Source organism: Aeribacillus composti (assembly GCF_031760945.1).
GTDB classification, from domain to species: domain Bacteria; phylum Bacillota; class Bacilli; order Bacillales; family Aeribacillaceae; genus Aeribacillus; species Aeribacillus composti.
Genome location: NZ_CP134501.1, coordinates 2,285,835 through 2,306,104 on the forward strand (window position 1 = coordinate 2,285,835; position 20,270 = coordinate 2,306,104).

Here is a 20,270-nt window from a genome sequence, read left to right on the forward strand (position 1 = left end):
TTTTTCTTGGACTTCATGGAAAAAGGGTGAGCAAATATGTCTTTTGACGGCATTTTTACATATTGTGTTCAAAGAGAATTGAAACAAGAGCTTGAAGGCGGAAAAATCACAAAAATTCATCAGCCTTCTAAGCACGATCTTATCTTGCAAATTCGTCAGAAAGGTAAAAATTATCGTCTGCTTATATCCAATCATCCCAATTTTGCGCGCATTCATCTTACAGCCTCCAACTATGATAATCCGCAAGAACCGCCGATGTTCTGTATGGTTTTAAGAAAGCATTTGGAAGGAAGCATCATTGAGGAAATCAGCCAGGTCGGACTTGATCGAATCGTCATGCTGCAAATGAGATCCCGCAATGAATTAGGGGATATCACCAGGAAACAATTATTTGTCGAGATCATGGGAAAACATAGCAACATCATCTTAGTCGATCAAGAAAAGAAGATGATCATTGACAGCATCAAACATGTATCAGCTGCAGTCAATCGCCATCGCTCTGTTTTGCCCGGACACGCATATGTTTTTCCTCCAGACCAAGGCAAATTGAATCCTTTTCATGCTTCAGAAGAAACGGTTTTGAAAAAAATTGATCTGTTTTCAGGAAAATTTGAAAAACAAATTGTCGACCAATTTGCTGGCATCTCGCCTCTGTTGGCAAAAGAAATCGTCTACCGCTCTGGAATCGCCAATAAGGAATCGGTTGCCAGAACGCTTATGTCCGTTTTAAATCAAATAAAAAGCGGAAGCATTGTTCCGCAAATGACAAAAACTTTAAATAAAGAATATTTTTATATTTTGCCTTTAGAGCATGTAAAAGGAGAAAGGAAAACATTTTCTACCATAAGCGAATTGCTAGACCGATATTTTTACTCGAAAGCGGAACGCGATCGAGTGAAGCAGCAAGGACAGGATTTAGAACGCTTCATCATCAACGAGCGAAAAAAGAATGAAACGAAAATCCAAAAGCTAAAACACACGCTCAAAGAGGCTGAAAAAGCAAATACGCTACAGCTTTACGGCGAACTATTGACAGCGAACATGCATGCAGTGAAAAAAGGGGATAAAGAAGTCGAAGTTATCAACTATTATGACGAGGATGGACAAAAGATCAAAATTCCGCTTGATCCTTTGAAAACTCCTTCTGAAAACGCCCAAAGTTATTTCCAAAAATATCAAAAAGCCAAAAATTCCGTTTTAGTTGTCAAATCGCAAATCGAAAAAGCAGAACAAGAAATCGAATATTTTGACCGGCTTCTCCAGCAGCTTGAAACAGCTTCTCCTAAAGACTTAGAGGAAATTCGAGAAGAATTGATTGAAGGGGGATATTTGAAAAAAAGAGCGAACATCCAGAAGAAAAAAAATGCTAAACCTGTTTTAGAAGCTTATCTGTCCAGCGACGGAGCTGAAATATTAGTCGGCAAAAACAACAAGCAAAACGAATACTTGACGAACCGGGTTGCTGCTAGAGACGATATTTGGCTTCATACAAAGGACATACCGGGCTCCCATGTTGTCATCCGGAAAAAAGATCCGTCTGAACAGACCATTTTAGAGGCAGCGAATCTGGCAGCTTATTTCAGCAAAGCGCGCCAATCAAGCTCCGTACCTGTCGATTATACAAAAGTGCGCTATGTAAAAAAACCGAATGGCGCCAAGCCTGGGTTTGTCATATATGAAAATCAGCAAACGGTCTATGTGACGCCAGATGAAGAGCTCGTGCTGAAGTTGAAAAAACAATAGACGTTTTTTCTGCTTCTCCTTCTGCTTTTATAAGCTTCTTTTATGAAACTCTTACTCCATTAACAACGTTGATCATCTGGAATGTCGCCTTCACTAGCTCTAATCTTGAAAAATTATGTACGCCTCATTTCAGTACAGAGAAAAAGGAAACCATTCATAACACGGTTTCCTTTTTCAAATATTTATTCTCTGCTCTTGCTGCAAACGCCTCTTCAACTCTGACGCGAAGCAGCTCTTTAACAGCTGAATGGTTTCCGATATGATCAGTTAACATAATCTTTTTATTTGTTACTCTTTGCAATTGCTCGATTTCCTTTTGAACTCCTTTTAACAATAGACCTGTAAACAATAAATAAGGCACAAAAATTATTTCTTCTTCCGGCATTTTTGGAACGGATTGAACAACATCTTGAAAAAGAGGAGAAGCTGCGGTTAAATAGCAGCACGTCACCGGTACTTCCAATCGCTCTTCAAGCATGCGGCCAATCGTTAAAAAATCTTGCTGCATTTCCACATCCCGGCTTCCTCGACCGATCAAAATCATTCTAGACTTTTTCGGTCTATTCAAAACGCGTTTAATTCTGTCTTCCACTGCCTCTAGCATCAATTCATCAACGCCAAAAGGCATGCCATAGGAGATCATTGCTTCCGGATAATTTGTCTGCAATGTCGAAAGAATAGCTGGTATATCTTGTTTAGCATGGCCGGCAGCTAGTAACAGCACTGGGATTACCGCAATATGAGCAGCTCCTTTTGCGAAACAGGATGCAAATCCTTCCTCAATGGTAGGCTTTGCAAGCTCAAGGAAAGAGATTTCTTGAATCTCGTATGGCAGGCTCGCCTTCACTTCATTGAAAAAATGAATCGCCTCTTCTCTAGAATCTCGCAACCGACTGCCGTGAAAGATATACAGAACCCCTTTTTTCATAACGAAACCCCTGTTGTAAAATCGATGTTGCTCATCTGCTTCTCAAACCAGTTCAACTGGTCATGAAAACGAACGACTTCGCCGATAATAATCATGCATGGATTGGAAATACAATTTTCTTCTGCCGATTTCGCCATTTCCTTCACGGTTGTCGTTACTGTCCGTTGTTCTTCCGTAGTCGCCCATTCAATAAAGGCAACAGGCGTATTTTGATCCTTCCCGCTTCGTATAATCATATCTTGGATTTCCGCAATATTTTTCACACCCATATAGACGGCAACGGTGTCTGCTGCTTTCATTAAACGAATCGTTTCCTCTTTAATTGTCCAATCCCCTGCTCTATGTCCGGTAATAAATGCACACGAAGCGCTGATGTTGCGATGCGTAAGCGGGATGCCAGCATAGGCGGAAGCGGCGGAAGCAGCCGTAACCCCGGGGATCACTTCAAAAGGAATTCGTTTTTGCACCAATACTTCCGCTTCCTCCCCCCCTCTGCCAAACAGATAGGGGTCGCCTCCTTTTAACCGCGTTACGATTTTGCCTGCCTGGGCATACTTCACTAAAAACTTATTGATCGTCTCTTGGCGCATCGTATGGTAATTTGGCAATTTGCCGCAATAAATGAGATCCGCTTCTTTTTTTGCATAAGCAAGGAGCTCTTTGTTGACAAGCCTGTCATATAAAATCACATCCGCCTTCTGAATCGCCTTCATCGCTTTTATTGTGATTAATTCTGGATCTCCTGGGCCTGCTCCGACAATATACACTTTTCCCACGCTGATCTCCCCCACTACGTACAGAGCGTCACGTCGCTTCATCAATCACAAACCCTGCACTTTTTCGTATTTTTTTCTTTTCGTACAACGTAACATCTTCAATATCAAGAACCTTTAAATAAAATTTTTCAAGCTCAACATCTACTTGCTCGAATGCTTTCAAATCATTTTCGGCCGCGATGATTACTGGAATTTCCTTCTCCTTCGTTTTTACAAGAAAGCGATACAAATACATGCTGACACCCCATTTAAGCTCCGAGAGGTTCCAAAATCTCATCGAGCTTCGCCTGCAAAGGTTCAATGCCGACGCGATCATAATATTCTAAAAAGGTTTCGCCGGCCAGCTTCGTTTCTTTGAAATATTGCAGAAAATCTTTCAACACTAAATGAAGCTTCTCTGCCTCAATTTTTCCTTTCAATTTTTCATTAAAACGACCGCCGTCAAGAAGCGTTCCGCCAACATGAATTTCGTAGGCATCGACCATTTTTTTATCTTTTGTTCTCATCAAAACGCCTTGCAGACCGATGTCCGCGATTTGCCGCTGACCGCATGAATTCGGGCAGCCTGTGATGTGCATCCGAACAGGTACATCCAATTCTAATTCTTGATCCAAATATTCGACAATTGTTTTCATCCGCTGTTTCGTTTCAACAAGCGCAAGGTTGCAAAATTCCGTTCCAGTGCAGGAAACGGCATAACCAATGAATGATTTCGGCTTGATGGTAATTCTGCCCTTTTGAAAAATTTCTTCTGCCAGCAAAGCTTCAACTTGATCATCCGGAACGTTTGGAATCACAATATTTTGTGTATTGCAAGTTCGGATTTGTCCATTACCGTATTTTTTGGAAATTCTGGCGATCTCCAGCACTTCCTCAGAATAAAGTCTTCCGAGCGGAACATTAAAGCCGATGTAATTCAAGCCTTTTTGCTTTTGCGGATGAACGCCGTAAAAATATCCTGCATTCCAGCCTTTTGTTTCATCGTTTCCTCTCTCCGGAAGCGGACCTGTCAGTTCAAGCAGTTTTTCTTGGAATTTTTCTACACCCCAATCGGCAACTAAAAATTTTAGACGGGCGCGGTGTCTTTTCTCACGATAGCCGTAATCACGGAAGATGGTTGTGACCGCAATGGCAACATCCTTCACTTTATCCGGGGTTACGAAAATGTTCAATGGTTGGGCCAAATGCGGTTTTGATGATAGTCCGCCACCGACCTTTACATGAAAGCCTTTCACAAGCTTTCCGTCAATCTCTTTTGTAGCTGGTATGAAAGCTAAATCATTGATTTCGGCATGTCCGGAATTGTAGTAGCTTGCACTAATCGAAATTTTATATTTTCTTGGCAAATTGGAAAAATCTCTATTTTTATGGAAAAATTGATGAATTTCTCGCACAATCGGCTCTGTGTCCAAAAGCTCCTCCGGGTCAATGCCCGCAAGAGGATTTCCAATCACGTTGCGGGCGATGTCGCCACAGGCGCCTACCGTTGTTAGACCTACTTCATCCAAGCGTCTAAATATTTCCGGAATGTTCTCGATTTCCAGCCAATGGAATTGGATGGCTTGACGAGTTGTAATATCAAATAGATCCCGGCCAAAATCTCTGCAGATCCCTGCGAGTGCAACGACTTGTTCATAGTTTAATATTCCCGTCGGTACTTTGATCCGCATCATAAAATATCCGTCTTTTTTAGGCCGTTGAAGATACAGCCCCGCCCATTTGAGCAAATCCCAATCTTCTTCCGGAATGGAAGCAAAGCCGTTTTTCGCAAAGGTGTCGATTTCTTCCAAAATATCCAATCCGTCTTTTTCAAGCTTTTTTAATTCAAATTTATTTAAATTTTCATTGTTTGCCCATACTTTTTCATGTGCCATTGCAACTCCCCCAATGTTTAAAATTATAGGAACTTTCGATTTTTTAAATATTGAAAAATATGTTCAACACTTTCTTCTACTGACCATTCCTCAGAATGAACAATGATTTCAGGATTTTCAGGCTCTTCATATGGATCGTCGATACCTGTAAAATGTTTTATTTCACCGTTTCTCGCTTTTTTGTACAGCCCTTTCGGATCTCGTTTTTCACATTCTGATAATGAGCATTTAACATATATTTCAATGAACTCATCATGCTCGAGCAAATTTCTTACTAACTCCCGATCTTCTTTATATGGAGAAATAAAGGCTGTCAAAACAACTTGACCGCTGTCTACAAATAATTTTGCAACTTCTCCAATGCGCCGAATGTTTTCTTTTCGGTCCAGTTCCGAAAATCCTAAATCTTTGTTCAACCCATGGCGAACGTTGTCTCCATCTAGTACGTAAGACGAAATATTTTCATTGAACAGCTTTTGGTTTAATGCATTGGCTAACGTTGATTTGCCGGAACCGGACAATCCGGTAAACCATAGAACAAAGCTGTGATGCCCCGACTTTTTCCTCCGCTCTTCTTTTGTGACGGAATGATGATGCCATACAATATTTTTGCTTGTCACGTTAATTCCACCTCATTTTTGCAATGCTTCTTGGCGCAGACCTTTTACAAGCACTTCCACAACTTCCGGACGGCTGAAAGTGTTTGGCAGCGGCTCACCGTTTCGAAGTTTTTCCCTTACTTTTGTACCTGATAAAATGACACGGTCGTCATCAGAATGCGGGCATGTTTTATGGGAAGCCATGCCGTCGCATTTTTTACAATAAAAGCTGTGTTCAAAAAACAGCGGCGTAATGTCTAATTCCTCTTTTGTAAAGTTGAAAAAGATTTTCTGCGCATCATATGTTCCATAATAATTTCCAACCCCTGCATGGTCTCTTCCAACGATGAAATGCGTACACCCATAATTTTTTCGAACGATAGCATGGAATATCGCTTCCCTTGGTCCGGCATAGCGCATGGCGGCTGGAAAAATTCCTAACAGAACACGATCTTTTGGATAGTAATTTTCCAACAGAACTCGATAGCTTTCCATGCGAATATCCGCAGGAATATCATCCTTTTTTGTTTCGCCGACAAGCGGCTGCAGAAATAATCCGTCTACGGTTTCAAGAGCTGTTTTTTGAATGTATTCATGCGCCCGGTGAACAGGATTTCTCGTTTGAAACCCTACGACTGTATTCCAGCCGAAACGTTCAAAAGCGGCTCGAGATTCCGCTGGTTCAAATGTTTCGTTTGGAAACGGCTTTTCCGTTTTCTTTACTAACACGACATCCCCGCCAAGATAGACAGGTGGACGCTCATACAATTTAGCAACTCCTGGGTGCTCTTCATCTTTTGTCCGATAAACATATTCCGCTTCTTTTTGTTTATCCGGCTTATATTTATCTTCCACTTTGATCACACCGTATACTTCTCCGTTAAATGTCAGCTTAACTTCATCTCCAATGTCGATGCGATCAGCTTGTTCTTCTTCAACAGGAAGTGTAATTGGAATGCTCCAAACTATACCATTGGCAAGACGCATGTTTTCGACAACACTATCATAATCTTTTTTAGTTAAAAAACCCGTTAATGGACTAAATGCTCCAATACCGATTAACTCTAAGTCAGAGAGCCCGATATTATCCAATTCAATTGCTTCTTGAATATGAGAATAATTGTATTCTGGATTATAGCGATTGATTAATGTTCCTCCGTGCGGTGCAATCCCCATTTGATCTCCTCCTTGCTACGCCATATATTCCTATATTCATATTTATTTACTAGGCTTTTATTGAAAAAATTTTTAGCCTTAGCCGCTAAATAAATCTAAATCGTTGCGATACGCCATCATCAAAAACGAGTAAAAAAAAGCTTGAACAATTGGAATCATTTCATGAAACGAGTCTTCAAAACTTTATTTTTTTATGACGAGTTTTTATAAAGCATTATCTGCGGAAAAAGGCCTGCTGTAGATCAAACTGTCACTTCACTTGTAAGTGATATTCATATTTTGATTGAACAAACACCAAAGATAAAATGATTGAATCAACTATCGATGAAGCCGAAGCAGACGGTTTAGGCACCTTCACCTCCACCGACCATTGAACAGAGAACATTTCCAGCAGTCCGAATGGAGGAAAAAGCGATATGTTTTTACCGCTCCTGTACGACAGGCAGCACCCGCTGCCGCCGCACCGCTTCCTCTAATGGTTATAGGCTTCCATTATTTTGTCACACTTGTACTCTCATGTAATCCGCATTCAAGCTTTTGATGGCCGACCCATCTTCCAGAACGCAGATCATCCATGTTAATGGCTGGCTGAGTACAAGGCTGGCAGCCAATGGAAGGATAACCTTGATCATGTAAGACGATATAAGGCAAATCATGTTTATAAACATATCGCCAAACTTCCTTCCAGGTCCAGTGGATGAGAGGGCAAATTTTCACCTTTTGGAATTTCTCATCTTTATTAATATAGTTTACATGTTTTCTTGTCGGCGATTGTTCTCTTCTTAATCCTGAAATCCATGCTTTTACTGGTTCAAGCGTCTCCCTTAATGGAACCACTTTCCGGATGTGACAGCAAAGATTCGGATCTTTCTCCCAAAGCTTATCTCCATATTGCTCTTTTTGCTCTTCTAATGTGATCTCTGGTTTTTTTAATTCTATATTTAAATCTGGATATCGATTTTTTACTTTTTCTATGCAATCATAGGTTTCTTTAAAATGCAGCCCCGTGTCCAAAAAGACAATCCGTGCTGTCGGATTGACCTTCGATATTAAATCAATGAGTACAATCCCTTCAATTCCAAAGCTGCACGAATACACAATATCATCTTTATATGTTGAATATGCCCATTCCAACACCTCTAGGGCACCTTTTGTGTCCGATGTCTCATCAAACACGAGATCAGGTTCCGCCCAGGTTTCGTACGTAAGCATTCGCCTTTCCCCCTTATTAGAAAAGGAATAGAGCGCGTTCAATAAAAGGATTGAAAACCGCCTCTAGTCGTCTAGTCAGCGGTTTATTGAGACAGCTTTTTATATAATCCTTCTTTTCTTTCATTTGTACAAATGACATTTTGTACTTAAAAATTAGGTTAGAAGATTCACAGTGTTCCTTTCAAGAACGTGCTATATGCTATCAAATTTTATCATAATTTTCCTAAAAGTCAACCCGAGTTTTTTGATTGGAATTAAATATTATATGAAAAGGCGGTTAAACTTTTTCGAACCAACTGTCGTTTTCAGGATTTTTTCGCCATAATGACAAGCGGTCGAGATCCTCTTTTGAAATCATTTGCACTTCCAAAGCCACTTGGATTAAAGTGTCATAATCACTTAATGCGATCGCCGGAATGCCAGCATTGGCAAAGTTTTGCTTTCCTTGAGGAAGACCGTAGGTAAAAATTGCGGCGACACCTAGTACTTGACAGCCAGCATTTCTTAGTGCTTCAACAGCTTTTAAGGAGCTTGCCCCTGTTGAAATCAAGTCTTCGATTACAACAGCTTTTTGTCCTTCCCTCACTTTTCCTTCTATTTGGTTTCCCTTCCCATGTTTTTTCGGTGTGCTGCGCACATAACACATAGGCAATCCCAGCTCTTCAGCAACTAATGCCGCATGGGGAATACCGGCTGTTGCAGTTCCAGCAATTAATTCAGCATCGGAAAAATGCTCACTGATTAGTTGAGCTAGTCCTTTATAAATGATTTTGCGGAGCTTCGGATACGATAGAGTCAAACGATTGTCGCAATAAATGGGCGATTTTATTCCGCTTGCCCACGTAAACGGTTCATTTGGTCTGAGAGTAACTGCTTCAATTTCTAGCAAATGTTTGGCGATTTCCTTTTTCATTCCACCTTACCCTCCCATTCTTTTTTTACCTCATTGTAGGCTGCAACAGGATCCTCTGCTTTTGTAATTGTCCTGCCGACTACAATGGCTGATGCGCCTTGTTCCTTTGCAAATTTTGGCGTCGCAATGCGGACTTGATCCTGTGCTCTATCTTTTGCTAAACGAATTCCAGGCGTAACAGTCAGAAAAGATGGACCGCACGTTTTTCTTATTTCGCTTACTTCATGGACAGAACAAACAACACCGCTCATCCCGCTTTTTTTTGCATTTTCCGCATAATGTAAAACCGTCTCAAGCAACGGCTTTTCAATGAGAAGTTCATTTTTTAGCATCTCGCTGGAAGTGCTTGTCAGCTGGGTGACAGCGACAACATCTGGACGCTTATTTCCGCTCTGAGCTCCCGCCTCCAGCCCTTCTATCGCTGCTTCCATCATGTCTCTACCTCCCGCAGCGTGAATAGTGATCAAATCGACTCCGAGCTTGGCAAGTCCTTTCATCGTTTGTTTCACGGTATTTGGTATATCATGCAGCTTCAAATCAAGAAATATTTGATGACCGCTTCGCTGTAATTCTTCAATGATAGAAGGGCCTTCTTGATAAAAAAGTTCCATCCCCACTTTAACAAATAAAGGCTCCTCAAATATTTGCACAAACTGCAATGCTTTTTCTCTCGTATCAAAATCAAGGGCAAGAATTAGAGGACGATTTTTCATCTTTCCAGCTCCTTCCGACACATTCATTCACATGATCAAAGCCTAATTCTTTCAGCCGATTCGGCAACGCATCAATAAGTTCAACACAGACGTAAGGATTGACAAAATTCGCTGTACCAATTGCGACTGCCTTTGCTCCTGCCTGCAAAAATTCTATGCAATCATCGACATTCATAATTCCTCCCATGCCAATGACCGGGATTTCTACACTTTGGGAAACCTGATAGATCATACGAACGGCAATCGGCTTGACAGCAGGTCCAGAAAGCCCGCCTGTTCCATTAGCAATAATCGACCGGCCTGTTTTCACATCGATCCGCATGCCGAGGAGCGTGTTGATCATCGTAATTCCGTCTGCTCCCGCTTTTTCCACCGCTTTTGCCATGGCGACAATGTCAGTTACATTTGGAGAAAGCTTGACATAAACCGGTACTGAAGAAACGTTTTTCACAGCTTCTGTTAAATGTCCGGCTACTTCAGGAACTGTTCCGAACATGATCCCCCCTTGTTTAACATTCGGACAAGAAATGTTCAGTTCAAGTGCTTTTACGTTAGGCGCTTTACTGATTTCTTTTGCCACTTCCACATATTCTTCAACAGTCGAGCCGGCAATGTTCGCAATGATCGGAACATCAAATTGAGAAAGCCAAGGAAGCTCTTCCTCCATCACTTTTTTTAATCCGGGATTTTGCAACCCGATGGCATTGAGCATTCCCGACGGCGTTTCCGCCACCCTTGGTGTTGGATTTCCGAATCTAGGCTCAAGCGTTGTTGCTTTGATCATGATCGCTCCAAGCTTGGATAAATCGTACAGCTTGGCAAATTCGCGGCCAAAGCCGAAGCATCCTGATGCGGGCATGATCGGATTTTTTAACTCAAGACCAGGAAGCTTAACAGTTAACATTCCAACATCACCTCCCCGATTCGAAAAACAGGCCCGTCGGTACAGATTTTCTTATAGCCCGAATCATTTGCATCGGTTTTCGTACGGCGGACACAGGCAAAGCAAGCGCCGATTCCGCAGCCCATTCTTTCTTCCAGGGACAAAAACACTTTTTTATGCGGAAATGCTTCTTCTATCGCTTTTAACATCGGAGTTGGTCCGCATGTATAGAGCGTTTCAAATGTGAAGCGTTGTTCATTGATGATATCCATAACGGTTCCTTTTGCGCCGAATGTGCCGTCAACTGTCGCCACAAACGTTTCGCCCAGCTCCTTAAACTCTTGTTCGTAAAACACCGCCGCTTTTGTTGAAAATCCTAATACATGGACAACTTCCACTCCATTTTGAACAAGCTGCTTCGACAATTCATAAAGAGGGGGAACGCCAATGCCGCCACCGACAAGCAATGCTTTTTCCTTCGTTTCTTCAACCGGAAAACCGTTTCCGAGCGGTCCGAAAACATCGACAAGCTCACTTGCTTTTTTTCTGGACAATCTTTTCGTTCCAGCGCCTTCTGCCCGATAAATTAATGTCATCGTGTTTTTTTCGGCATTGTATTCGGCAATGCTGATCGGTCTTCTTAATAACAGATCAAAACTGTCATCCACTTTTATTTGAACAAATTGTCCCGGACGAGTAATGCGTTGAACGAGCTCTCCTTTTAATTCCATTTTATAAATGTTTTTCGCAATTGGCCTGTTGCTGATGATTTCCATCCAAGCTTTGATCATTGGATCACCTTCTTTACCTATTATGTTCGGAGAGATTTTCAACCGTAAAAGCCATCGATTCAAGCACGCGTAAAATTGCCCTTGCAGTGTCTAAAGAAGTGAGGCACGGCACACCGTTTTCAACCGATTCCCTTCTGATTCTGAAGCCGTCGCGCTCAGGCTGCTTTCCTTTCGTCAGCGTGTTGATGACAAATTGCGCTTTTCCATTGCGTATCACATCCAAAATGTTGTCGCCGCGTGATCCGATTTTGCTGACAACCTTTGCTTTTATGCCGTTCTCTTCTAGAAACTTTGCGGTTCCTTCCGTCGCCAGCAGTTGATAGCCGATATTGCGAAATCTGCCCGCAATTTCTAAAGCCTCGTTTTTGTCCTTATCAGCAATCGTAAGCAGCACTGATCCGTGCTCGTAAATATTCGTACCGGCTGCAACAAAGCCTTTATAAAGAGCCTTTTCAAAGGTGGCATCCTTTCCGATTACTTCCCCAGTTGATTTCATTTCTGGTCCAAGCGTAATGTCTACACGGCGCAACTTCGCAAATGAAAATACCGGCACCTTCACAAATACACCTTTCGGCTCTTTTGCAAGCCCTGTTTTCACACCGAGTTCCGGCAAGCTAGCACCGAGTATCACCTTTGTCGCAAGCTTAGCCATCGGAATTCCGGTAATTTTACTTAGAAACGGAACTGTTCTGCTTGATCTTGGGTTCACTTCCAATACGTATACCCGCCCGTCAGCAATTACAAATTGAATGTTTAGCAGTCCGACAATATTCAGCCCTTTTGCCAAACGAATCGTATAATCAACAAGTTCTGTTTTCAACTGATCAGATAACGTTTGCGGCGGGTAAACCGCTATCGAGTCCCCTGAGTGCACGCCTGCCCGCTCAATATGCTCCATAATGCCCGGAATGAGCACATGTTTACCGTCTGAAATCGCATCAACTTCCACTTCTATTCCGGTTAAATATTGATCAATTAAAACGGGATGTTCCGGATTAATTTTTACTGCATGTTCCATATAATGGAGCAATTCTTCTTTATGGTAGACAATTTCCATCGCCCGGCCGCCAAGCACATAGGAAGGACGGACAAGCACCGGATAGCCGATTTCTTCCGCAATTTCCACCGCTTCAGCGACGGATAGAGCCGTTTTCCCTACAGGCTGTGGTATTTCCAAAGCTTCAAGCACTTGTTCGAACTTGTCGCGGTCTTCCGCCCGATCTAAATTTTCCAGGCTTGTTCCTAATATTTTGACACCTCGTTTTGCCAGCTTGCCTGCCAAATTGATTGCCGTTTGCCCGCCGAATTGGACGACAACGCCAATCGGTTTCTCCAAGTCGATAATATGCATGACATCTTCGATCGTCAGCGGTTCAAAATACAGCTTGTCGGAAATGCTGAAATCCGTTGACACCGTTTCTGGATTGTTATTGATAATGATTGCTTCATATCCTGCTTCGCGAATCGCCCAAACAGAGTGAACTGTTGCATAATCGAACTCAATACCCTGCCCGATTCGAATCGGCCCTGAACCTAACACGACAACACTTTTTCGTTCAGTCACAATCGATTCATTTTCTTCTTCATATGTGCCGTAAAAGTAAGGCGTCTCGGATTCAAACTCGCTTGCGCACGTATCAACCATTTTGTAAACTGGAACAATTCCTTGTTTTTTCCGAAACTCATAAACTTCCGATTCATCTGTATTCCATAACGAAGCGATAAAGTGATCAGAAAATCCGAGTTGCTTTGCTTTTCTCAACACGTTTACATCAAATGGAGATTTTTTCAGTTCTCGTTCATATTCGATAATGTTGTTTATCTTATTCAAGAAAAAGCGGTCGATTTTGCTCCATTGATGAATTTGCTCAACGGAAAAACCCCTTCTCAGCGCTTCGCCGATGTAAAAGATTCGTTCATCCCCTGCTTTCTTGATTCGCTTTTCAATCATTTCATCTGAGACATCGTTTTCTTTCAATGTTAAATGGTAGACGCTTGCTTCGAGAGAACGAACAGCTTTTAACAACGATTCTTCAAACGTGCGGCCGATCGCCATGACTTCACCGGTTGCTTTCATTTGAGTGCCAAGCACACGGTTGGCTGATTCAAATTTATCAAACGGCCATCGCGGTATTTTCGTGACAACATAATCAAGCGCCGGTTCAAAGCAAGCAAATGTTTTCCCTGTCACTGGATTGATGATTTCATCTAACGTCAAACCGACGGCAATTTTCGCTGCGAGTTTCGCAATCGGATATCCTGTCGCTTTTGATGCAAGGGCAGATGAGCGGCTAACCCGCGGGTTCACTTCGATAACGTAATATTGAAAACTATCCGGATCAAGAGCAAGCTGAACATTGCAGCCGCCTTCGATGCCAAGAGCTCCGATAATTTTTAATGACACGTTTCTGAGCAACTGGTATTCTCTGTCTGAAATCGTTTGGCTGGGCGCCACAACGATCGAATCGCCTGTATGAATGCCGACGGGGTCAATATTTTCCATGTTGCAGACAACGATTTTATTGTCTTTTGAGTCCCGCATCACTTCATATTCGATTTCTTTGTAGCCGGCAATGCTTTTTTCGAGCAGACATTGATGAACAGGGCTGAGCTTTAAACCGTTCGTCACAATTTCAATCAGTTCTTCCTCATCGTGACAAATGCCGCCTCCGGTCCCGCCAAGTGTATATGCAGGCCGGACGATCACCGGATAGCCGACTTGCTCCACAAAATGAAACGCTTCTTCAAGCTCATGAATTATGGCGCTTTCCGGCACCGGTTCATTCAGCTCCTTCATAAGCTCGCGGAACAGTTCACGGTCTTCAGCTTTTTGAATGGCTGAAAGCTTAGTTCCTAAAATTTCAACGCCGCACTCTTCTAAAACACCCATTTTATGAAGCTCGACCGCCAAGTTTAGTCCAGTCTGTCCGCCGAGAGTCGGCAGGATCGCATCCGGCCTTTCCTTGCGGATGATTTTGGCAACAAAGCTCGGAGTGAGCGGCTCCATATACACTTTGTCGGCAATTTCCGTATCCGTCATAATTGTCGCTGGGTTCGAGTTGACAAGAACAACCTCATATCCTTCCTCTTTCAATGCTAAGCACGCCTGTGTTCCCGAATAGTCAAACTCCGCCGCTTGTCCGATAATAATCGGTCCTGATCCGATAACTAAAATTTTCTGAATATCTTTCCGCTTAGGCATTGAGATTCCCCCTTTGAGCAGTCTTTTCCATCAGCTCGATAAATTGATTAAACAATGGATTGGCATCCTCAGGTCCCGGCGATGCTTCCGGATGGTATTGAACAGCGAAAGCAGGATGCACGCGATGTCTCAATCCTTCAACTGTTCCGTCGTTCAGTGCAACATGTGTTACTTCAAGCTCTGTATTCCTAATGGATTCGATGCTTACAGCATAGCCGTGATTTTGGGAAGTCATATACACTTTCCCAGTTTTTAAATCCTTCACTGGATGGTTTGAGCCGCGGTGGCCGAATTTTAATTTTTCTGTTTTCGCACCGCATGCTAAAGCGAGCAGCTGATGCCCTAAACATATTCCAAAGATAGGGGTTTTCCCGATAAGATCGCGCAGCATTTCAATTGCTTCTGGAACGTTTTGCGGATCTCCAGGTCCGTTTGTAAGCAAAACGCCGTCAGGCTTCAATCGCAATATTTCCTCCGCAGATGTATCATATGGAACGACGATCGAGTCGCAATTTCGGCTGTTTAATTCTCTTAAGATTCCATGCTTCATGCCAAAATCTACAACAACCACTCTTTTTCCTCTTCCTGGACTTTGATATGGTCTTTTCGTCGATACAATTTCCACCTGATTGCGCGGCAGCTCCGTTTCTCTTAATTTCTCAGCCACTTGCTTTGGATCCGCCTCAGCTGAACAGATTGCACCTTTTAACGTTCCGTAGTTGCGGATAATTCTAGTCAGCCTTCTTGTATCGATTCCACTGATGCCAGGAATATCGTTTTCTATGAGAAAATCATTGATTGAATATAAACTTCTCCAGTTGGAGGGTGCTTCACAGGCTTCCTTCACAATCATCCCGTTCACGAACGGGCGGATCGTCTCAAAATCGTCGCGGTTGATGCCGTAATTGCCGATCAATGGATAAGTAAACGTTACGATTTGTCCGCAATATGAAGGATCTGAAAGTGTTTCTTGATAGCCTGTCATTCCGGTTGTGAACACAACCTCTCCGATGATGTCACGATCGCTTCCAAAGCCATCGCCGATGAAAACATCGCCGTTTTCAAGCACTAATTGCCGTTTCATATTACTCTCCCCTTTTCCAAACGATTTTGCCGTCCACCATTGTTAAAACAGGCCAGCCTTTTGCAAGCCAGCCGTTAAACGGCGTATTTTTTCCTTTTGATGCAAATGTTGAGGCATCTATCCTTTTTTCTTCCTGTAAATCAATGAGCGTCAAATCTGCAGAAATGCCTTCTTTTAATTCCCCCATATCCAAGTTAAAAGCTCTAGCAGGCTTTACCGTCAACCAATCAACAAGCTGTTTCAATGTAAAAATGCCCCGTTCGACAAAATATGTGTACAAAAGAGGAAAGGCAGTTTCCAACCCGACAATCCCAAACGGCGCCTTATCGACCTCTAAAGATTTCTCCTCCATCGTATGAGGCGCATGATCCGTAGCAATAAAATCGATTGTTCCATCCAACAGCCCTTCGATTAATGCTTTCTTGTCTTCTCTGCCTCTAAGCGGCGGATTCATTTTAAAGTTCGGATTAAGCTCCGGAATATCTTCATCACATAAAAGAAGATGATGCGGGGTCACTTCGCATGTCACGCGGATGCCTGCTTTTTTGGCGTCTCTGACGGCTCTGACGGATTCTTTTGAACTAATATGGCACACGTGGTAATGGCAGCCGCTAGCTTCTGCCAGCAGAACATCTCTTGCAATTTGAACGGATTCACATACAGATGGAATGCCGGATATACCGTGATTTTTTGCAAAAACTCCATCATGGAAGGATCCGCCGTTGATAAGGGTATTGTCTTCACAATGCGCGACAATTGAATATCCTTTCTCCGCCGCTTTTTTCATTGCCTGAAACATCATGCCGGCCGACTGGACACCTACGCCATCGTCCGTAAAGGCAAAAGCACCTTCCTCTTTTAATGCATCAAAATCCGTTAATTCGCTTCCGCTTTGCCCAAGTGTGATCGCTGCATAAGGAAGAACGCGAACCTTTGCTGTTTCTTTAATTCGCTTTTGTAAATTGATCATTTTTTCTTTCGTATCAATAGGCGGCTTCGTATTAGGCATGGAGGCAACGGTTGTAAAGCCGCCCTTCGCTGCAGCCAGCGTGCCGGTGGCAATCGTCTCTTTCGCTTCTCCACCCGGTTCACGCAGATGAACGTGAAGATCGATGAATCCATGGGAAAGAAGCTTTCCGTTGCAATCGATCACGTCTCCCGCTCCATCAGCTATCTCTTCCGATATTTGTTTGACTATTCCGTTTTCCACAAGAACATCCCGTTTTGTCAATTCGCCTTCCTCTGTTAACAATTGCGCATTTTTAAATAGAATGGACATGTTTCTTCTCTCCCCCTTGTGCTTTACTTTCAATCGCCTGTTTTATAACTGCCATGCGGACAAATACACCGTTTTCCATCTGTTTAAAAATTCGCGATCGGCTGCACTCTACTAAATCTCCGTCGATTTCAACTCCTCTGTTGACCGGTGCAGGGTGCATAATAATCGCATGGTCCTTCATCATTTTTTCCCGTTCCTTTGTCAATCCGTACTGCTCCAAATATTGATCAGCTGTCCATTTTTCGCTGTGGCGTTCATGCTGGATTCTTAAGAGCATCACAACATCTGACATTTCGATTGCTTCATTGATCGATACGTATGTACCGTATGGATTGGTGTCGTCCCGAAATTTTTCAGGTCCAGAGAACAATACGGTTGCCCCGAGCCTTGTCAGCACTTCTGCATCAGATCTTGCTACACGGCTGTGGCGAATGTCACCGATGATGGAAACCGTCAATCCGTTAAAACGCCCAAACTCTTCACGAATTGTCATCAAATCGAGCAAACATTGCGTTGGATGGTGTCCGCACCCATCGCCAGCATTTAATATGGATACTTGGACACGGCCGATAAGCTCGTCAAAATACCGGTCCTCGGGATGTCGGATGACGACCGCCTCGACACCGATCGATTCTAAAGTTTTTACAGTATCGTACAACGATTCTCCTTTTTGAATGCTTGAAGAAGCTCCATCCACATTTAAAATGTCAAGTCCAAGTTTTTTTTCAGCAGCTTCAAAACTAAACCTCGTCCTCGTACTCGGCTCAAAAAACAAGTTGGCGATAAATGTTTGTTCTCTGACTTTCCATCGTTTTCCCATTTTAAAGCGTTCCGCTTCATCCAAAATGGCAATAATCTCTTCAGTTGACAGCGTGCTCATTGTCACTAAATGTTTCATCGCTTTCTTCCCCTTTCCTTTAAATAAAAGCGATTGACGTTTGAATTTTAAAAAAACACCCTGCCAAGGCATGACAGGGTGTAAGCAAATGACGAAGCATGATTTGTCCCACACACCCTTGAAAGCCTCTCTGGACTTTTTTAAAAGGTGATTGCTACGCTACTGAATCTTCTTCATTTGTGTCAAAAATATGTTCTTCTTTTTTACCTGGGAGCACAAAGTTTAAAATGACGCCAATGATTGCAGCTAATGCCATTCCGTGTAACTCAAAGCTTTCCCCGAACTTAATCATCGCTTCGCCAATTCCTATTACTAAAATGACGGAAGTGATGATTAAGTTTCTTTTTTCGTTCAGATCAACTTTATGCTCAATCATCATTCTTAATCCTGAAGATGCGATGATCCCGAAGAGCAGTATTGAAACGCCTCCCATTACTGGAGTTGGAATCGAACTGATCAAGGCGGAAATTTTTCCAATAAAGCCAAACAAGATTGCAAATAGAGCTGCACCGGCAATGACATAAACGCTGTAAATCCTTGTAATCGCCAATACGCCGATATTTTCGCCATATGTCGTGTTCGGCGGTCCACCGATAAAAGATGCAATCATGGTTGCCGCTCCATCGCCGAGAATGGAACGGGCAAGTCCAGGGTCTTTGATTAAATCTTTTCCGATTACTTGGCTTAGCAGCATTTGGTGACCGATATGCTCGGATAATGTCACCACTGCGACTGGAACCATCAGCAGAATGATTTCAGATGTAATGTGAGGTGTATAATCAACAAATGGAATGATAAAGTTCGGGAGCTGAAACCATTTGGCTTCCGCCACTTTTTGAAAGTCGACAATACCGATTATAAGCGAGTATACATATCCGCCGAAAATTCCGATTAATACAGGGATTAGGTTAAAAAATCCTTTAAAAAATGCCATTGTTATAATGGTGATCAGAAGCGTAACAAGGCCTGCTGAAAAGTGAAGCAAGCTGTAATGTCCTTTAGGATCGTTCATGGCCATACTCACAGCTGTTGATGCAAGGCCAAGTCCGATTACCATAATTACTGGACCGACGACAACAGTTGGAAGTAATTTCATAATCCATTTATATCCTGTCTGTTTGATGATAAGCGCGACAACCCCGTAAACTAGGCCTGCCAAAAAGCTGCCGATCATCGCCGCTCCTACACCGCCGGCAGCTTTAGCCGCAATTAACGGTGTGATGAAGGCAAAGGAGGAGCCGACATATGCCGGCACTTTTCCTTTTGTTATCAAAATAAATGCGAGTGTGCCGAGACCGCTGGAAATCAAAGCAACAGAAGGATCAATTTTGACTAAAAACGGTACGAGAATCGTTGCTCCAAACATGGCAAATAAATGTTGGAAGCTTAAGGCGAGCCATGTGATAAAATCAGGTTTATCATGAACATCTAGTATAATATTTCTTTTCATGTTTTTTCCTCCTTATGGAATTTGCACAAAAAAACCTCTTTGGCCGATGAGGCACAAAGAGGTTTTTGCCAAAGTGCATACAAATAGCGTATACACCTTTCGAACCCCTTTGCAGCCTCACGGGACTGCTATTAAAAGGGACATCTATTCATTTTCATAAATGGATACTTTTTCTTTTTCATCTACTTCCAAAAGCTGTACAACAATTTTTTCTGATTTTGAAGTAGGTATGTTTTTCCCGACATAATCCGCTCGGATCGGCAGTTCGCGATGGCCGCGGTCAACAAGTACAGCTAGCTGGATTTGCGCTGGCCTGCCGTAGTCAACAATGGCATCCATCGCTGCCCGTACCGTTCTTCCCGTGTAAAGGACATCGTCTACTAAAATGACTTTTCGATTGTTAATATCGATCGGGATATCTGAACCTTTAACGAGCGGTTCGCCGCTTTCTGTTTTTTGTGTTAAATCATCCCGGTAAAAAGTAATGTCAAGGTTGCCGACAGGTATCTCTTTTCCTTCAATGTCCTCTATTCTTTTTGCAAGACGTTTGGCAAGATAAATTCCCCTTGTCTTGATTCCGACCAAAACACAATTGTCTATACCTTTATTGTGTTCGATAATTTCGTGGGCTATTCTAGTTAGCGCCCTTCTGATCGCCTGCTCATCTAAAACAACCGCTTTTTCCGGCATGCTCATCACCTCAAATTTCGGTTAAAAAAACCTCTCATCCTGAGGATGAGAGGTTTTGT

18 protein-coding genes are annotated in these 20,270 nt (G+C 42.7%); 1 reads left to right on the forward strand and 17 read right to left on the reverse strand.

Annotation, left to right across the window (positions count from 1 at the left end; translation table 11 throughout):
* The first annotated feature begins 36 nt into the window (after nucleotides 1–36).
* A complete protein-coding gene (locus tag RI196_RS11015; protein WP_063388458.1) occupies nucleotides 37–1,743 on the forward strand; it encodes an Rqc2 family fibronectin-binding protein in 1,707 nt (568 codons plus the stop codon).
* 154 nt (nucleotides 1,744–1,897) lie between these two features.
* Here the strand turns inward: RI196_RS11015 and RI196_RS11020 are convergent, their stop codons facing one another.
* The 17 genes from RI196_RS11020 to pyrR form a co-directional block, all read right to left on the reverse strand.
* The gene (locus tag RI196_RS11020; RefSeq protein ID WP_094246077.1) at nucleotides 1,898–2,671 is read right to left on the reverse strand and encodes a sirohydrochlorin chelatase; all 774 of its coding nucleotides are present in this window, start codon (nucleotides 2,669–2,671) and stop codon (nucleotides 1,898–1,900) included.
* Nucleotides 2,668–3,447 (reverse strand): uroporphyrinogen-III C-methyltransferase, encoded by a 780-nt coding sequence (cobA, locus tag RI196_RS11025; protein ID WP_066246567.1) that lies wholly within the window; start codon nucleotides 3,445–3,447, stop codon nucleotides 2,668–2,670. Before cobA ends, RI196_RS11020 begins: the two co-directional genes overlap by 4 nt.
* A 28-nt stretch (nucleotides 3,448–3,475) precedes the next feature.
* The gene (locus RI196_RS11030; protein WP_130158136.1) at nucleotides 3,476–3,682 is read right to left on the reverse strand and encodes a DUF3906 family protein; all 207 of its coding nucleotides are present in this window, start codon (nucleotides 3,680–3,682) and stop codon (nucleotides 3,476–3,478) included.
* A gap of 13 nt (nucleotides 3,683–3,695) precedes the next feature.
* Complete coding sequence (locus RI196_RS11035) at nucleotides 3,696–5,321, reverse strand: nitrite/sulfite reductase (protein WP_063388462.1); 1,626 nt, start codon at nucleotides 5,319–5,321, stop codon at nucleotides 3,696–3,698.
* A 23-nt stretch (nucleotides 5,322–5,344) separates the two neighbouring features.
* Complete coding sequence (gene cysC / locus RI196_RS11040; RefSeq protein ID WP_066246569.1) at nucleotides 5,345–5,941, reverse strand: adenylyl-sulfate kinase; 597 nt, start codon at nucleotides 5,939–5,941, stop codon at nucleotides 5,345–5,347.
* A 12-nt stretch (nucleotides 5,942–5,953) separates the two neighbouring features.
* The gene (gene sat / locus RI196_RS11045) at nucleotides 5,954–7,096 is read right to left on the reverse strand and encodes a sulfate adenylyltransferase (RefSeq protein WP_094246079.1); all 1,143 of its coding nucleotides are present in this window, start codon (nucleotides 7,094–7,096) and stop codon (nucleotides 5,954–5,956) included.
* Between the two features lie 492 nt (nucleotides 7,097–7,588).
* Nucleotides 7,589–8,308, reverse strand: coding sequence for a phosphoadenylyl-sulfate reductase (locus RI196_RS11050; RefSeq protein ID WP_063388465.1), 720 nt, complete (start codon nucleotides 8,306–8,308; stop codon nucleotides 7,589–7,591).
* A 277-nt stretch (nucleotides 8,309–8,585) separates the two neighbouring features.
* Nucleotides 8,586–9,221, reverse strand: coding sequence for an orotate phosphoribosyltransferase (gene pyrE / locus RI196_RS11055; RefSeq protein WP_311066242.1), 636 nt, complete (start codon nucleotides 9,219–9,221; stop codon nucleotides 8,586–8,588).
* Nucleotides 9,218–9,934, reverse strand: coding sequence for an orotidine-5'-phosphate decarboxylase (pyrF, locus tag RI196_RS11060; protein ID WP_063388467.1), 717 nt, complete (start codon nucleotides 9,932–9,934; stop codon nucleotides 9,218–9,220). Before pyrF ends, pyrE begins: the two co-directional genes overlap by 4 nt.
* A complete protein-coding gene (locus RI196_RS11065) occupies nucleotides 9,903–10,838 on the reverse strand; it encodes a dihydroorotate dehydrogenase (protein WP_063388468.1) in 936 nt (311 codons plus the stop codon). Before RI196_RS11065 ends, pyrF begins: the two co-directional genes overlap by 32 nt.
* A complete protein-coding gene (locus RI196_RS11070; protein ID WP_063388469.1) occupies nucleotides 10,832–11,608 on the reverse strand; it encodes a dihydroorotate dehydrogenase electron transfer subunit in 777 nt (258 codons plus the stop codon). Before RI196_RS11070 ends, RI196_RS11065 begins: the two co-directional genes overlap by 7 nt.
* Before the next feature lie 13 nt (nucleotides 11,609–11,621).
* Nucleotides 11,622–14,810, reverse strand: coding sequence for a carbamoyl-phosphate synthase large subunit (gene carB / locus RI196_RS11075; protein WP_066246575.1), 3,189 nt, complete (start codon nucleotides 14,808–14,810; stop codon nucleotides 11,622–11,624).
* Complete coding sequence (locus RI196_RS11080) at nucleotides 14,803–15,894, reverse strand: carbamoyl phosphate synthase small subunit (RefSeq protein WP_063388471.1); 1,092 nt, start codon at nucleotides 15,892–15,894, stop codon at nucleotides 14,803–14,805. The genes carB and RI196_RS11080 overlap by 8 nt, the downstream gene beginning before the upstream one ends.
* A 1-nt stretch (nucleotide 15,895) precedes the next feature.
* Nucleotides 15,896–17,173 carry a dihydroorotase gene (gene pyrC / locus RI196_RS11085; RefSeq protein ID WP_063388472.1) on the reverse strand — a complete coding sequence of 426 codons (1,278 nt, stop codon included), beginning with the start codon at nucleotides 17,171–17,173 and terminating at the stop codon, nucleotides 15,896–15,898.
* Nucleotides 17,157–18,071: an aspartate carbamoyltransferase catalytic subunit gene (locus tag RI196_RS11090; protein WP_311066243.1), complete on the reverse strand. Its 915-nt coding sequence runs from the start codon at nucleotides 18,069–18,071 to the stop codon at nucleotides 17,157–17,159. Before RI196_RS11090 ends, pyrC begins: the two co-directional genes overlap by 17 nt.
* A 154-nt stretch (nucleotides 18,072–18,225) precedes the next feature.
* On the reverse strand, nucleotides 18,226–19,521 hold the full coding sequence (locus RI196_RS11095) for a solute carrier family 23 protein (RefSeq protein WP_063388473.1): 1,296 nt from the start codon (nucleotides 19,519–19,521) through the stop codon (nucleotides 18,226–18,228).
* A 144-nt stretch (nucleotides 19,522–19,665) separates the two neighbouring features.
* Nucleotides 19,666–20,211: a bifunctional pyr operon transcriptional regulator/uracil phosphoribosyltransferase PyrR gene (pyrR, locus tag RI196_RS11100; RefSeq protein ID WP_063388474.1), complete on the reverse strand. Its 546-nt coding sequence runs from the start codon at nucleotides 20,209–20,211 to the stop codon at nucleotides 19,666–19,668.
* Nucleotides 20,212–20,270 lie beyond the last annotated feature (59 nt).